Annotated in this window: 14 protein-coding genes; 6 read left to right on the forward strand and 8 right to left on the reverse strand. The window is 33.1% G+C overall.

The window, feature by feature from the left end; translation table 11 throughout:
• Window positions 1–27: 27 nt before the first annotated feature.
• The gene (locus BKP37_RS18270; protein WP_071311060.1) at window positions 28–288 is read right to left on the reverse strand and encodes a DUF6154 family protein; all 261 of its coding nucleotides are present in this window, start codon (window positions 286–288) and stop codon (window positions 28–30) included.
• A 131-nt stretch (window positions 289–419) separates the two neighbouring features.
• On the opposite strand from BKP37_RS18270, the gene BKP37_RS18275 reads away from it, so the two are divergent.
• The 5 genes from BKP37_RS18275 (at window position 420) to BKP37_RS20260 (ending at window position 6,307) form a co-directional block, all read left to right on the forward strand.
• Complete coding sequence (locus BKP37_RS18275) at window positions 420–1,163, forward strand: AzlC family ABC transporter permease (protein WP_071311061.1); 744 nt, start codon at window positions 420–422, stop codon at window positions 1,161–1,163.
• Between the two features lie 3 nt (window positions 1,164–1,166).
• The gene (locus BKP37_RS18280; RefSeq protein WP_071311062.1) at window positions 1,167–1,472 is read left to right on the forward strand and encodes an AzlD domain-containing protein; all 306 of its coding nucleotides are present in this window, start codon (window positions 1,167–1,169) and stop codon (window positions 1,470–1,472) included.
• Window positions 1,473–1,536: 64 nt separating this feature from the next.
• Entirely contained in the window at window positions 1,537–3,129 is a 1,593-nt protein-coding gene (locus BKP37_RS18285; RefSeq protein WP_071311063.1) for an SWIM zinc finger family protein, read from the forward strand.
• A complete protein-coding gene (locus BKP37_RS18290; RefSeq protein ID WP_084034879.1) occupies window positions 3,119–6,121 on the forward strand; it encodes a DEAD/DEAH box helicase in 3,003 nt (1,000 codons plus the stop codon). The genes BKP37_RS18285 and BKP37_RS18290 overlap by 11 nt, the downstream gene beginning before the upstream one ends.
• A 15-nt stretch (window positions 6,122–6,136) precedes the next feature.
• Complete coding sequence (locus BKP37_RS20260; protein ID WP_169823191.1) at window positions 6,137–6,307, forward strand: hypothetical protein; 171 nt, start codon at window positions 6,137–6,139, stop codon at window positions 6,305–6,307.
• 77 nt (window positions 6,308–6,384) lie between these two features.
• Here BKP37_RS20260 and BKP37_RS18295 read toward each other — a convergent pair whose 3' ends face one another.
• The gene (locus tag BKP37_RS18295) at window positions 6,385–6,867 is read right to left on the reverse strand and encodes a BsuPI-related putative proteinase inhibitor (RefSeq protein ID WP_071311064.1); all 483 of its coding nucleotides are present in this window, start codon (window positions 6,865–6,867) and stop codon (window positions 6,385–6,387) included.
• Window positions 6,868–6,934: 67 nt separating this feature from the next.
• Window positions 6,935–7,783 (reverse strand): YitT family protein, encoded by an 849-nt coding sequence (locus tag BKP37_RS18300; protein ID WP_071311065.1) that lies wholly within the window; start codon window positions 7,781–7,783, stop codon window positions 6,935–6,937.
• A gap of 255 nt (window positions 7,784–8,038) precedes the next feature.
• Between BKP37_RS18300 and BKP37_RS19820 the strand changes: the two genes are divergently transcribed.
• Window positions 8,039–8,170: a DUF3941 domain-containing protein gene (locus BKP37_RS19820; protein ID WP_139193179.1), complete on the forward strand. Its 132-nt coding sequence runs from the start codon at window positions 8,039–8,041 to the stop codon at window positions 8,168–8,170.
• Between the two features lie 1,740 nt (window positions 8,171–9,910).
• Here BKP37_RS19820 and BKP37_RS18305 read toward each other — a convergent pair.
• The 5 genes from BKP37_RS18305 to BKP37_RS18325 all read right to left on the reverse strand — a co-directional run bounded on the left by BKP37_RS18305 (window position 9,911) and on the right by BKP37_RS18325 (window position 16,514).
• Window positions 9,911–10,279 carry a rhodanese-like domain-containing protein gene (locus BKP37_RS18305; RefSeq protein WP_071311066.1) on the reverse strand — a complete coding sequence of 123 codons (369 nt, stop codon included), beginning with the start codon at window positions 10,277–10,279 and terminating at the stop codon, window positions 9,911–9,913.
• Between the two features lie 284 nt (window positions 10,280–10,563).
• Window positions 10,564–11,649 (reverse strand): AI-2E family transporter, encoded by a 1,086-nt coding sequence (locus tag BKP37_RS18310; protein WP_071311067.1) that lies wholly within the window; start codon window positions 11,647–11,649, stop codon window positions 10,564–10,566.
• 210 nt (window positions 11,650–11,859) lie between these two features.
• On the reverse strand, window positions 11,860–12,906 hold the full coding sequence (locus BKP37_RS18315; RefSeq protein WP_071311068.1) for a LacI family DNA-binding transcriptional regulator: 1,047 nt from the start codon (window positions 12,904–12,906) through the stop codon (window positions 11,860–11,862).
• A 200-nt stretch (window positions 12,907–13,106) separates the two neighbouring features.
• On the reverse strand, window positions 13,107–14,828 hold the full coding sequence (locus tag BKP37_RS18320; protein WP_071311069.1) for a glycoside hydrolase family 13 protein: 1,722 nt from the start codon (window positions 14,826–14,828) through the stop codon (window positions 13,107–13,109).
• 45 nt (window positions 14,829–14,873) lie between these two features.
• A complete protein-coding gene (locus BKP37_RS18325; RefSeq protein WP_071311070.1) occupies window positions 14,874–16,514 on the reverse strand; it encodes a glycoside hydrolase family 13 protein in 1,641 nt (546 codons plus the stop codon).
• Window positions 16,515–16,646 lie beyond the last annotated feature (132 nt).

The following is a 16,646-nucleotide window of genomic DNA, read 5'->3' on the forward strand; positions in this document are numbered from 1 at the left end:
TATTTTAAACTATTCAACATTCTTTTTTTAATGTAATATGTTCGTTCCTTGATCATCATCATTTCCAATGTGACCAATACCTTCTTCTGACATTTTCAATCTGAGCTTTTCATATAAGTACAAAGCAACCATTTCAAACTTCTCTTCTTCATTTAACTCTAAAAAAACCTTTTCCAAATCACTCGTTTTCATGCCATCCAATATCCCATAAATGATGACAAAAATGTCTTCTTCGTCACCTGTTAAATGATTCCTATACATTTCAAACACATCATCAATAATTTTCAATGTAAACACCTCTTTTGTATTAGGAAGTTTTCGTAAATGCAACTCAGCTATTATTTAATTTTATTTACATAGTTTGTAATGGAGGGGTAAAATATGAGTTAACTATCATGAAAAGGAGAACTAAGATAAATATGTTGCTTTTTCCTACAATTAAAAAACGAAGATTAGATTTTTCTAAAGGTTTAACTGCCGGGTTAAGTATTGCTCTCGGTTATATGCCAGTGGCACTTACTTTTGGTTTTATTGCGAATACAACTGGATTGACTATAACCGAAACACTCGCAATGAGTGCCTTTGTATTTGCGGGGGCAGCTCAATATATGTCACTAAGTTTGATTGCAATTGGAACAGGTGCACTTGAGATTATTTTTACAACCTTTATTATAAATATACGTCACTTATTGATGACGACTGTTATTAATGATAAGGCAGAAAAAGACCATCCAATCATTAAAGGAATTTATGCCTTTGGAATTACTGACGAAGTATTTGCAGTAACTTCAACAAAAGAAGGACGATTATCAAGTTCATACATCTTCGGAGTAGCATTTATTGCATATTCTAGTTGGGTGATTAATTCAGGAATCGGTTATGTCATTGGCACTTCATTACCAGAAACGCTTCAAAAGAGTATGTCGATTGCGCTATATGCGTTATTTATTGCGTTATTGGCTCCGTCATTAAAAAAACATCGAAAAGTAATTTCACTCGCAAGTTTTGCTGCAATATTTAATTCTCTATTTACATTTGTTATCCCGAGTGGTTGGGCCATTATATGCGCGACAATACTTTCATCAATAATCATTGAAGTTATATATTCAAAAAAACAACCTTATTTAAATAAAGAATTAGGTAAAAATCAGGAGTGTGGATAAATTATGTCTATGAACATTTTCCTTATTATTTTCGGAATGGCTATCGTTACATATATTCCAAGAGTGCTACCCCTTATTACGATGAACGGAAAAGAAATGCCCCCAAAGGTCAAAGCTATACTTCAAAACGTTCCATACGCTGCCTTGGGCGCACTTATTTTTCCTGGAATACTGTTCATTCAAGAAGATATCTGGTTTGGGGTCATTGGCGGTATCACAGCGCTTATCATCGCGCTTTTAGGTGCAAATCTCATTGTAGTAGTTGTCAGTGCGATAACAACCTTAACAATATATTCATTTTTTATCTGAATTTGTTTTCTAGTAACATTTCGTATTACAATAGAGTGATAACGAAATAAACAAGTGGTGACCTATGAAGAAAAAACAATTACTTAATAATATTGAATATTTTTTAGAAAATTATTTTCAAAGTCGTATTATAGAGCGTGGTAAAAGTTATTTTTACAACGGAAATGTTTCCGACACGTATTTATTAAACGATAGCTTCTCTGCAACTGTTCAAGGAACTACCTTTTATAAAGTTACAATTGCTTTAAATGATTTAAAACAGAGTCATTGTAATTGTCCTTATGAGAAAAATTGCAAGCATATGGTTGCCGTTTTATTAGAGTTAGAAAAGATACTTCAAGAAACAGCATCTCTTTCATTAGTATCTACAACATATCTACAGATTGATCATCCTGAGATTGTGAGAAAGCACTTAATAGATGACATACAGCCATATGTAGATAAAATATATCAACTACTTTCGAAAAGTGGCCATTACAGTAATGACCACTTAGAATATATTGTTAAACAATTTTTCGAGGAGCTTGATCAAATTGAAGCAAAAATGGCATCTCAATTTAAAATTATTAGTTTCACAGTACTAATCGATGAAATAATAAAAAAAGCAACTGCTTACGATACATATCGTTTTCGCCAAAATCGTTTTTTAGCTTTTTTTAATGAGCTAATTCAACAAGGATATCCGTTCCTAAAACAAGAAGTTATTGAAGCGAACGTGCCTTTTTATGAATGGTACACATCACTTCTTCTCGACCAAAAAAATAAAAAAGAAATAGAAGCACCATATGAAAAACTAATTGCTACTTGGTTATTATGCGAGGAAAGAGAAACTGTATTAATTAATCACGCAAAGCAATTATTAAGCCTTAAACATAAAAAAAACCAATTCTATTTAACAAAACTGGCTAGCTTATTATATTTACAAGCGAATGACGGCGCTAGTTCTTTAACTTTACTGAAACAACTTAAATCTAACCTACATAGCAGTGAACTTGTTGACCATTTTTTATTAATGGAGCAAAAAAAAGATTTTGTTATGATGAAACACTGGTTTGATTTGTTTTTTCCGCACGAAAAACCAAAAAAAGGTACGATGCTTGGAAAACTCTTTGAAGAAATGTTAATAGAAACTGGTAGTGAAGAAGAAAAGTTAACGATTGTTTGGAAAAACTGGCTTGAACACCCACAGTTCGTTTCATATAAATCGAGGATTAAGAAGAGCAATCCATTAGAAAAACGAAAAATATTAAAATATATCATTCCTAAACTAAAAGCTGATTTATATCGTCCTCAAACTGAAGCAACTTATTATAATATTGTGACAGAAGAAGAGCTTTTTGAAGAAGGAATACATTCATTATTAACACATAAAAAAGATGTGAATGTAATCTCTCCTGAAATCGAAAAAATGTTAAAGGTAATAATAAAAAAACAACCACAGCTACTGTTACCATTCTATCATCAACTTGTGGAAAGATTAGTACAAAAAAAATCTCGAGTTCATTATGAAGAAGCGGCTGCCTTTATAAAAAAATTAAAAATTATTTACGAAAAACTGAACAACACACACACATTTGATTTATATAAAAACGGACTAAAACAACGATTTAAAACGTTCCGTGCGTTTATTCAGGAGCTGAATAAAATTGATAAATAGTTATAATCCAAACCCTATTATTGTCCATGGTGGACTATTAAAAAAAAAATCAGGGTATAGTATTTTCATATGGGCAGAACAAAAAAAACATAAAAAATATGTAGACATAGAACCATTTAAGTACCCGTTTCTTTATTCTCCTTTTGAGTTAAAGTTAGCTTTATTTCGTCAACACGAGCCATCATTTTACGGGACTTTTTTAGAAACTGCAGAATGTCATATTCAAGTACCTTTAAACAATCGCTTATTTTACAGTTTAGCTGGCAGTGTTCCTGTTTATCACGTACCATTAACTTACGAAACTCACCAATTCCCAATAAATGGGTTAGAAATTCCTAATCACAATATTCATTTGTATATTTCTGCCTTTTTGCAGTTAATTAATACAGATGAATGGCAACTTGCTGATGATTTTCTTTTTCTGCAACAGCTAATGAAAACACTGTTAAATGAACTAATTGAAGGTAATTTAATACCTAATCAAAATGGCGAGTGGAGCATACCTAATTTTCCTTTTAAGGAATGGGAAGATAGTTCGCCATTTTCTCTTTTAGCACTACTACCAACAAATTACTCTATCATTGATAAAGAAGTAGAAAAAGCATCTTTAAAAGCCTTTTCTCTTTCATTTATCAACAGTTACGTCAGTCATTTAATAAGGAATGATCAAGAAATAATAAAATCCTTTAACAAACTTCAAGAAAGTCAGTCATCCTATGTAAAAGCTATCATTAGCGACCTTCAAGAAGATAAACCAATATCTCACTCTTCTGAAGCACATCAACATTTTTTAGAGAGTATTGGTGCTGTTGAAGTGGCTCCGTTCAAACTTGGGGTTCGGGTTGAAGAGAAAAAAGGAACGGATGATTGGCAAATAACATTATTTATTCAAGATCGAAAAGACCCAACATTAATGATTGATGTTAATGAGCTTCTTGTTGGAAATCATCCATGGAGAGAAAATCCGATAACTTTCTTTAAAGAAGCACTTAAAAATACCCAAAACCTAATCATAGACTTTGAAAAATTTTCTTTAACAAAACCTTCTATAAAGGTATCAATTGGAGAAGCGTATGATTTATTAAGAGATAATCAAATAGAATTAGATCAACTCGGAATATCGGTTCTTGTTCCTAGTTGGTGGCATAAAAAAGAAGATGATTTCTTCGTTACCCTTAAACAAAAAGAAATTAGTGAATATAGAGGTCATGTTGAACCTTTATTAAATTGGCAATCAATTGCTGAATTTGATTATTCTATATCCGTTGGTGGAGTCACTGTTTCCGAAGAAGAATTTCATGAACTCGTAAATCACAAACAACCGATTGTGAAACTAAGGGGTAAATGGGTACTTTGGGATGTAAATACAGCGGAAAGAATTCAAGAAAAAATTAAACTATACAAAGAAAAAAAGAAACTTACTTATATGCAAGCTTATCAGCTTCATTTACAAGATGAAATTGAAAAAAATATCAAATGGGAGGCTCAATGGAATAAGAAAATCGAATCTTTATTACAGGATTTAATGGTTCATACTTGGGAAAAGGCCCCCTTACCAAAAGAATTAAACGGTACATTGCGTCCATATCAGCATGATGGATATTCTTGGTTATTAAATATGAGAAAAATTGGTTTTGGCGCATGTCTTGCTGATGATATGGGGTTAGGGAAAACGATACAAACGATCTCATACTTACTTGCCGTAAAAGAAGCTAATAATGGAAAGTTAAATGAACCATTCCTTCTTATTTGCCCAACATCATTGATCGGAAATTGGGAACACGAGTTACATTTATTCGCTCCAACGTTTAACGTCTATGTTCATCATGGACAAAACCGCTCTATTGATGAGCTTACTGATGTTGATATTGTTATTACATCATATTCTTTATCTGTTCGAGATGAGTCTTTATGGACGGCCAGAAATTGGGAAGCTCTTATATTAGATGAAGCGCAACATGTAAAGAATATTGAAACGAAACAAAGAAAAAGTATTAAACAAATTGATGCTGTTCATAAAATTGCCTTAACGGGTACTCCAATCGAAAATCGATTAAAAGAACTTTGGTCAATCATCGATTTATTAAATGATCATTTTCTTGGTTCGTACCAACAATTCTCAAAGACATACATTAAAGAAATTGAAGCAAGTGAACAAAATATAGAAAAGCTTAATGAACTACAATCAATGATCTCACCATTTTTACTTAGAAGAACAAAACAAGATAAGCATATTCACATCCAGCTTCCTAGTAAAAAAGAAATTATCCATCGTGTAGGATTAACTGTTGAACAAGCTAGTTTGTATCAGGCAGTAATTAATGATCTGTTTGAGAAAATAGATTCTGTTTCCGAAATGGAACGCCGAGCATTAATTTTAAGTAGCCTAACAAAACTAAAACAAATTTGTAATCACCCGACGCACTATTTAAAAGACGGTGGCAGTCTTGAAAATCGTTCTGAAAAATGGGAAGAACTAATGCTTTTAGCCGATACCATTGTTTCTAACCAAGAAAAGGCGCTTATTTTTACTCAATATAAAGAAATGGGTTCAATCATTCAAAACGGCCTAGAAGAAAAATTACAAACAACGCTACCATTTTTACATGGTAGTTTACAAAGACAAAAGCGTGAAGAGCTTATTCATGACTTTATGAATGGGAATGCACCATTTTTTATTCTTTCGTTGAAGGCTGGTGGAGTAGGACTTAATTTAACTGCAGCTACCCACGTCATCCATTACGATCGATGGTGGAATCCTGCTGTAGAAAATCAAGCTACTGACAGAGCGTACAGAATTGGTCAAACCGAAGACGTTACTGTTCATAAACTACTTACAAAAGGGACATTGGAAGAAAAAATTCATACAATGTTAGAAAAAAAACAACAACTGTCTGATCAAATACTAAATACAAATGAAAATAAACTATCTGAGTTGTCAACAAGTGAATTAGAACAATTCCTTAAATTGCGCAGTTCTAATCTATCGTAATGAGAGGAGTATAAAATGACATCCAAAGATCAATTACCTGAACCCTTTCATCAATATTGGCATATGTCAAAGGAATTACCGAAGAAGAATACTCAAACTTCTAACAAAGAAAACCTTAGTGATGATTGGAATTTATTTTTAGAAGCTGTAAAAAAACGAATACAAAAAGATATACCAAATCGATAATGCTGAACTCCTTTTGTGAGTCAAAGCGTCCATTGGAATTGGTAAATAATAAAGGTGGGGCAGTCTATGCTCCACCTTCATTCAACAGTAATTGTCTTTTCGACCTTAAATTGCTCTCGCTCAACACTTTCTTCATTAATCGCCATAATTTGTAGTTCACCAATAGCAGTGTAAGTTCCTGCTGAAATTCTTTCCCCATTTACTTTCATATCCCATTCCTCTGACCAATTTAGTGTCTCAGAAGGTTGTAGTTCTTTCATCACTATTGCCATAATAAACATTTTTCCTTCACTATAACGATAAACAATATTATCATTTTCATCAATTACAGTTATTTCAAATTGTTGCCCAGAAGGAAATTGTAATTGTTTATGTTCATCTGTGTTATTACTTAATGACAGTTCAAAGATAAGCTTATTGTTTAATTCATACACACTCATATTAGTACTTACCATCTTTTTTCCTTCCTCACCTTGATTATCATTCGTTTGATTACTTGTACCACAGCCACCAATAACAATAATACTCATTAGAATGATGAATTTACTGATCTTTAACAAAAATTTCACCACCTTTGATACATCTATTTTTATGCCGTTATTTTAAACAGTTAGACTGCAAATTCTCCTAACTCTCTTTTCTAAACAATCCATAGATTCCGGCTGTTTCAACAATATTAGTAAAAGCTTTATCGTCTTTCTCTGCAATAATTTTCTTCAGATGATATAGTTCATATCTAGTGATAACGATCATAAGCATCTCTTTATCTTCTTTAGAATACCCGCCTCTAGCTGGAATACGTGTTATTCCTCTTGTAAGCTTTTCATGAATCGCCGCTTGTAAATCATCAGGTTTACTAGTTACAATTAACGCAGTTAGCTTCACATGGCGGGTGTGGATAGCATCAATAATTCTCGAACCAACATATAGTGTTACCAGCGTATATAATGCTTTTTCCCAATCGAAAAGTAGACCCGCGGTTAATACAATCGTTCCATTAATGACAAAGAAATATGTTCCTAGAGGACGTTCACTATATCTTGCTAATACTAAAGCTATAATATCAACTCCACCTGAGGAAGCACCATATTTTAAAATAAGGCCAGCGCCAATAGCCATAATAACTCCACCGAAAACCGAGTTTAACAAAATATCCTGAGAGATTGAGACAATTGGTAAAATCTCTAAGAAAATTGTTGTTACAGCTACACTTAAAAAACTATATAGAGTAAAACGTTTTCCTATTTTTAACCAACCTAAAATAGCAACTGGTATGTTTAGTAAGAATAGAAAAATACCCGTTGATAAAGGTGTTAGTGCCCCTAATATTTGTGCTATACCAGTAAATCCACTTGCAAAAACATTTGCTGGTATTAAAAAGAAGTTTAACGATACAGCTAATAAAATTGAACCAATTGAATATATGATTATTTTCTTTATTTCTTCCAAAATTAAAAAGCTCCTTTCCTTGTTCATATTTCTCCCTAAACTTTACAATATCTAACCTATTATACAGTCTTTCCTATTTTTAGACATACCATTTTTCATATAAGGCTCAATCATTAATTAATTTTCACAATTCATTATTCTCACCACTAAAATACTATCCCTAGGTACGTTGAACCTATAGTTTTATGCGGTTCGATTTTGTTAATTATGAAATTCACTCACATAAATACCTTTTGTTAGGAAAAAATATCTATAGACTTTAAGTGAAAGGAGCTTTAACATATGCCTCATACAAAAGATGACGACAAAAAGAAACAAGACAATAATGCAAAACTCCATATGAAAAATGTTCAAAGAGGAAAGAACACTGAACGTGGCGAAAGACAATACTCTAAAAAAACAGACCATTTATAAGAAAATCGAAAGCAACCTCGTGCATACATCTAAAAAATAATTGTACTTTTACGTCTATTAGTATTTTGGACTTCAGCGGCTTTACGAAGGACACTCGGCATGCGTTTCTGCCTGGTTTTGTCCTTCATCAGCTTTATGATGGACCCTCGGCATGCGTTTCTGCCTGGTTTTGTCCTTCATCGGCTTTATGATGGACACTCGGCATGCGTTTCTGCCTGGTTTTGTCCTTCATCAGCTTTATGATGGACCCTCGGCATGCGTTTCTGCCTGGTTTTGTCCTTCAGCGGCTTTACGAAGGACACTCGGCATGCGTTTCTGCCTGATTTTGTCCTTCATCAGCTTTATGATGGACACTCGGCATGCGTTTCTGCCTGGTTTTGGCCTTCATCAGCTTTATGATGGACACTCGGCATGCGTTTCTGCCTGGTTTTGTCCTTCATCAGCTTTATGATGGACCCTCGGCATGCGTTTCTGCCTGGTTTTGTCCTTCAGCGGCTTTATGATGGACACTCGGCATGCATTTCTGCCTGATTTTGTCCTTCATTGGCTTTATGATGGACACTTAGCATGCGTTTCTGCCTGGTTTTGTCCTTCAGCGGCTTTACGAAGGACACTCGGCATGCGTTTCTGCCTGGTTTTGTCCTTCAGCGGCTTTATGATGGACACTCGGCATGCGTTTCTACCTGGTTTTGCACTTCAGCGGCTTTATGATGGACACTTAGCATGCGTTTCTGCCTGGTTTTGTCCTTCATCAGCTTTATGATGGACACTTAGCATGCGTTTCTGCCTGGTTTTGTCCTTCATCGGCTTTACGAAGGACACTCGGCATGCGTTTCTGCCTGGTTTTGTCCTTCATCGGCTTTACGAAGGACACTCGGCATGCGTTTCTGCCTGGTTTTGTCCTTCATCAGCTTTATACAACTTTTTTATTAGTAAATTTATGTTCGGATTAATGTGTATGAAATTGTATATAGAAATGTAAATATATACTGGCTGGTGTCTATGGACAATTGGGATAACATTTTGTGATACATAATTTGTATAAATTTATTAGGAAATCATTTTATATCAACAAAAATTGACCGTCAAATTAGCATGAAATTTGACGGTCAATTAATAAAGCATTTTTAATGTTTGCGATAGGTAACGGAACCCGTTAATAAATTTCTCCTTTTTTTTCATATCTGGTTAACTCTATACTTTTCATGTTACATAATATTACAATAGAATAGTTATAAGTAACTTTAGTTGGAGTTATATGTTATTATTGTTATAGTGGTAGATATATATAACTAATCTTCTATTGCAACACTTTTCTTTTTTAGTCTTGTACCAAACCCAAATGAGGTGACGATATGGCAATTGTTGTAGTTTGCAATAAATGTAAAGGTACTGGAAAAGTAAAGGAATCTCGCTTTATTCTTTTCAATTTTAAAGTAGAATGCCCCATTTGTTACGGTAAACGAAAAGTCGATATATCTACATTAAATTCTACTCGTAACTTTTAATAATAATTAGGTCCAATTACAAAGGTATATTCAATATAAGATATAAACATTAATTCAAATAACATTAGAGGTTACCCTGCTCCAATTTACCCTCCTTCTGTTATTACTTGAAATTTTTTTATTATTGGTTGATATTACTTTTGTCAGTGTAGATTTAATCCCTCGTCCCAAAAACATATACAAATCTATTGGGAGACTAATAAAAAAGTAAGCAGAAGGTTTTCCCTCCTACTTACTGATATAGCTTTGAAACATCAGTTACAACATTTTCTAAACCAGTCTTAACTTCATCATCCCATGTGAGCATTCCACCATAAAAATTATGCGCTTCTTTTATTCCATTTTCTATCAAAAATCGAGCTACATGGTGACTCCGACTACCGCTACGGCAAACGAAAATATACTCTTTATCACTTTTTAATTCTTCTAAAATATTTGGTATGTTATGCATCGGTATTAACGGAATACCAGGAATGTGAAAAGCTTCATACTCTTCTCGCTCTCTCACATCTATAATTACTGTATTCTTTGGTTTATCCTTAAGAATTTTTTTTAGTTCATTTACATCAATTTGTTTAACACCTTCATTGATAAAAGCCATATTAAACCTTCACCTCCATAATTAACACTATACACATACAGTTTACTTAACTATATATCTTTTTACAAGGAATGTGCTGCCATAATTTACGTTTCTAGATCGCTACCTCATAACTATCAATAATAATACTCCTAATCGTTGAATTTTATCCTTTCAAACGATTAAAGATAAGCAAACTCAATAAACATCAAAAACAGAAGTACATATCATTGTACTCCTGTTTATATTTTGTTCTATTAATTTATTTTATCCAAGGGAAGATAAATTTTGACCAATGATCTTTATCACTCTATTCTATTTCTCAACTTCAGTAAGCGATATGTATGTGATACAACAACTTTACATACTGCATAAGTCGGTACCGCTAATAACATTCCAACGATTCCTGCAAACCTTCCTGCAACAATTAATAATAAAATTATTGTTAATGGGTGCACATCTAGCTTTTTACCCATAATCTGTGGCGAAATAAAATTACTTTCAAATTGCTGAACAACAACAATTACGATTAACACTTTTATTACCATAAAAGGTGAATCAATGATTGCTACAATAACAGCTGGTACAGTCCCAATCCACGGCCCCACAAAAGGAATAACATTTGTAAACATGGCAATCAGAGCTAAAATTAATGAATATTCTATACCAATAATTAAGAAACCTACATACATTAATATACCTACACACATACTCACAAGTATTTGACCTTGAATATAAGAGCTTAATTTCACATCCATTTCTCCTAAAACTTTCTGTCCTTCTATCCTTTGTTTTTCAGGTAGAAGTTTCAATACTTGTTTCGGAGCTTTTTCCCCCTCTTTTAACATGTAAAAAAGAATGAATGGAATAATAATAAATACAACAACTACATTTGTGATAAAGCTAACTAATCCTGCAATGTTCGTACTTATAATATTAAAGGCCTGATTTATATAATGAGTCATATTTGTTGATAGTTTTTCTAGAGTTAGTGTTTCTGACCATTCGAAACGATTAATCCAATCATTTTCTTGAAGTTGAATAATTAAAGCCCGTATCTCGTTGATCAGATACGGAAAATTATTTACTAGGCTATTCACCTGTCTTTGTAATATTGGTCCAATTAATAGTATTAAGACAGTTATTAAACCAACAACAGCTAGGTAAATTATTATAATAGCTAAAGTTTTCGGAAGCTTTTGTTTATGTATTACATTTACAATTGGTCGAAATAAATAATAAAACACGCCTGCAAGTAGAAACGGAACAAATAGCGCTTCAACAAAAACAACAATTGGTCGAAAAATAAATTGGACAAGTGTTCCTAAGTAAATTATTAAGAACAACATAATAATTCCTAAAAATACCCGAAACCATTTATATTGTGACAATAGCTTCCCTCCACTCTTTTTCCATTTAATTGTAATTAACTAAACTTGTATTATTATAGCACAACTTTAATTACTATAAAGGACATTTAAGAGGCGCTAAAAAAAATCTTTCTTACCTCTGAAGTGGACACACAGTTGAACAATAATTATAATATGAAACGAATACCTCAGCATTTTCTTGATGCGAAAAAAGATGAAGGCTATTATTGCTCATTCATCCTTTTTACCTGTTCTATTTAATGCTTTACAAGTTTGACGCTTTACTAATTTGTGAGGAATTATTACACTATTAACTTCCTCTGTAGGTTCTTTTATTTTTTCAACTAAAAGCTTCATCGCTTCATAGCCTAGTCCAAAAATATTAATGTCAACCGTAGTCATAGGTGGAGAAGAAAGCTCCGAGATCAAAACATTATTAAAACTGACAATTGATATATCATCCGGAACGCGTATTCCCATTTCACTTAACATCTTTAACACACTGAAAGTCATAATATCATCTAAACCGATAAGAGCGGTTGGTGGTACTGATGAACTCATTAACTGAATGATCGCATCCTCTCCACCTTGCTCTAATTCATGATGAGAAATGATATATTCTTCCCTAATAGGTATATTTGCATTTATTAATGCCTGGTCGTAGCCTTTCTTATGGTCGACTGCAACAACAAAATCTAACTCTCCACCAATAAAAGCAATATTTCGATGTCCCAACAATAATAAATATTCCGTAACCGTTTTCGCCGCTTTAAAATTATCGTTATTTACATAAGTAATACCATGAATTTCTTCTTTGTATGGACGCCCTATTAAAACAAAAGGAAATTTTTGTTGTTGTAAATAAGGCATAATTTTATCATTTACTCTTGAATACAGAAGAATAATCCCATCTACCCTTCCCCCTTGTACCATATGTACGACTTCTTGAAAGATTTCTTCTTCTGTTTGCCCAGTCGATAAATATAAGCCGTAACGTTCTTGATAGGCTTTAGAACTTATTCCCCTAATTACTTCAGGGAAGAAAGGATTTTGGAACGACTTATTTGCAGAGCTAGGCATGACAATACCTATAGTATTTGTACTTTTATTCGCTAAACTTCTAGCATGAAAGTTTGGATGATAACCAAGTTTCTCCATCGCTTCTCTAACTTTCACCTTTGTTTTCTCGCTAATTCTAGGACTATTAGCTATAACTCGTGACACTGTAGATGGTGCAACATTGGCTAGTTTTGCAACGTCCTTTATTGTTACCGCCATAGTTCCCCTCTTTTCTCTATTTTTATCAACTCTTTATATAGTTTAGCTATTTTTACATTCATTAACAATGAATTTTTCTTCATACCTACAAAAAATTATTAGCAAGGGAAAATTTACCCTTGCTAATAATTTTTTCTTGTGAAATTAAACTTTCAATAAAGAAAGAGATCAAAAACGAATAGTATTTATTCTCACTAATTTTATTTCATTGATGCTAGTTCACTTATTGTACTGCGGTGACAATTGTTTTTATTAGTTATTAAAATATAAACTCTTGCTTCATAAGGCTTTAATACAATTTTTTCTAAGTCTTCATCTGGATTTACATTATAATTACCGACATAAAATTTTGTTGATTTCTCACTTAGACTTTCAGGCAAAGTAAACACGGCCTCTTCTTCAAAAAGATTAGTCATAATTAAAACAGTTTTGTCCTCTAATGTCCTAGTATAGGCATAGATCTTTTCATGCTCTTCTAAGATTAGTTCATAACTTCCATAAACTAGCACCGGCATCTCTTTGCGAAGTCGAATAAGCTTTTTGTAATAATTGTAAATAGAATTTGGGTCTTTCATTGCTTGTTGCACATTAATTTGTTTATAATTTGGATTTAACTTTATCCAAGGTTTTCCTTTAGTGAACCCTGCGTTTACTTCATCATTCCATTGCATTGGTGTTCGTGAATTATCACGGCCATTTTGCCAAATGATATTCATAATTTCTTGATGAGTTTTCCCATTTTCAATTTCACTCTTATATAAGTTTTTAATCGCTACATCATTATAATCGTCAATTGAATTAAACTTTACATTCGTCATACCAATTTCTTGCCCCTGATAAATAAAGGGCGTTCCCTGCATTAAGAAATATAATGTCGCTAAAGCTTTGGCAGATTCCACTCGATATTTACCACTATTCCCCCACGTTGAAACAGAACGTGGTTGATCATGATTTTCGAGAAACAGCGCATTCCACCCTTTTCCTTCAAGTTCTGTTTGCCATTTTGTAAACGTCTCTTTTAGGGCAGCAATATCTTTCCCTTTTTCTGTATCTTTCCCCCAGAGATCTAAATGTTCAAATTGAAAAATCATATTGAAATAGCCATCTTTATCACTTACCCATTCCTCAGCATGTTCAGCTTTCACACCGTTTGCTTCACCAACAGTCATAATATCGTATTTGTCAAACGTTTCACGTTTTAACTCTTTAAGAAACACATCAATACCTTTTTGGTTCATATGTCCGTCAAGTGATGGAACATACTTTAACTTTTTCGGATTCGGCATATCCGGGAAACCCTTAATCTTTTTAATATGAGAAATCGCATCTACTCGGAAACCATCAATACCTTTATCTAACCACCAATTAATCATGTCGTAAAGTTCTTTTCGTACAGCTTTATTTTCCCAGTTTAAATCCGGTTGTTTACGCGAAAAAACATGCAAATAATATTCATTAGTTTTCTCATCATATTCCCAAGCAGAACCACTAAAAATAGATTCCCAATTGTTTGGCTCCTTACCTTTTTTCCCTGGATGCCAAATATAATAATCTCTGTATGGATTGTCTTTTGATGACCGAGCTTCAATAAACCAAGGATGTTCATCAGATGTATGATTAATAACTAAATCCATAATTAATTTCATGCCTCTTGAATGAACTTCAGTCAGGAGTTCATCAAAATCAGACATCGTTCCAAAATCCTCCATAATTCCTTTATAGTCACTTATATCATAGCCGTTATCATCATTAGGTGAACTATATATAGGGCATATCCAGATAACATCTATACCTAAGTCCTTTAAGTAATCTAATTTTGATATTACTCCTTGAATATCTCCAATTCCATCTCCATTGGAATCCATGAAACTACGCGGATAAATTTGATACGCCACTGCTTCTTTCCACCATTTTGTGTTCATGATTGTTCCTCCTTCTCTCTTTTGAAAAAAGAATTCTTTGTTTTACTATTGCTTCAGTTCATATATTCGAGCTTCATGAGGTCTTAATACAATAGTCCCTTTAAATTCTTGATCAACCACATCTTCATAGTTTGCAATTATTAACTTTTTATATTTACCTTTATAATAGTTATCTATTGATAAAACAGTTTCTTCATTTGAATGATTTAATGTTACAAGCCAAAGTTTATCTTCATAACTTCGTGTATATACATATAGCTTTTCATCATTTTTTGATAAATCTTGGTAATCTCCATAAATCATTATTGGGTTATCTTTTCGTAATTGAATTAATTTCCTATAATAATAAAATACAGAATTTGGGTCTACCAAGGCTTTATCCACGTTTATTTCTTTAAAATTTGGATTAACCTTAATCCATGGTGTACCTGTTGTAAAGCCCGCATGACGCGAATCATCCCATTGAATAGGTGTTCTAGAGTTGTCCCGACTTAGCATTAATAAGCTTTCAAATACTTCTTCGGGATCTCGTCCTTTTTCAACCTCTTCTTTATATTTGTTTTTCATAGCAATGTCATGATAATCATCAATTGAATCGAATCGTACTCCCGTCATGCCGATTTCTTCACCCTGAAATATATACGGAATCCCAGGAAGTGTATGGATCATCGTTGCCAAAAGTTTTGAAGATTGAATTCGAAATTCACCATCATTTCCATAGCGTGTTACTTGTCTCGTATGATCATGATTATTCAAAAATTGTGAATTTGTCCCTTTCCCTTTCAGCCCTTTATACCATCTATTTTGAATTTCTTTATACCGAACCATATCCCAAGACGGCATGTCATCTGCTACTTCAAAATGAAATAATGTATTAAGTTCATTTCGGTCTTCACCAACATATTTCAATCCATCTTCCGGGGTTACAAATGGTATTTCACCAACTGTCATAATTTCATAATCGCGTAAAACTTCTCTGTTCATTTCTTTCAAATAGTCATGGATACCAGGATTATTTCCTAAATAATTAATATTATTAGGGTTTTCAACACTAGGAAATCCATCTAGTTTTGCAAGCAAATTTATCACGTCTAACCTAAAACCATCGATCCCTTTATCAAGCCAGTAACGCATCATTTTATATATTTCTTCACGAACCTCTTTGTTCTCCCAATTCAAGTCAGGTTGTTCGACAGCAAATGAATGCATATAGTATTGGCCAGTATGTTCATGATACTCCCAAACTGAAGGAGTAAAATAGGATCGCCAATTATTAGGTTCTTTGTTATCTATCGGGTCTTTCCAAATATACCAATCACGTTTGGGATTATCTTTTGATGAACTCGCCTCGATAAACCAGGGGTGCTGATTGGACGTATGATTAACAACTAGGTCCATAATTAATTTCATTCCACGATTATGAACCTCAGTTAATAGGTGTTCCCACGTTTCCATATTACCGGCCTTATCCATGATCGTATAGTAATTAGAAATATCGTAGCCGTTATCAAAGTCAGGAGATTCATAGCATGGATTTAACCAAATTACATCTATACCTAAGCTTTTAATATAATCTAGTTTTTCGATAACACCTTGTAAGTCTCCATAACCATCTCCATCTGTATCGTAGAAACTTCTCCAATACACTTGATATACAACTGCTTCTTTCCACCATGTTTTAACCATTATTTCCACCCTCCTATATCTCACTCAACTATTAATAATCCCTTTAACCCTACACGGTTTACTTATTTATTTAAGAATTCGTTACGATCCAAAGGAGCAAAGAGGAATATATAATCATTCCAAATGATAGAA

The organism is Anaerobacillus alkalilacustris, assembly GCF_001866005.1.
Classification (GTDB): Bacteria; Bacillota; Bacilli; order Bacillales; family Anaerobacillaceae; genus Anaerobacillus; species Anaerobacillus alkalilacustris.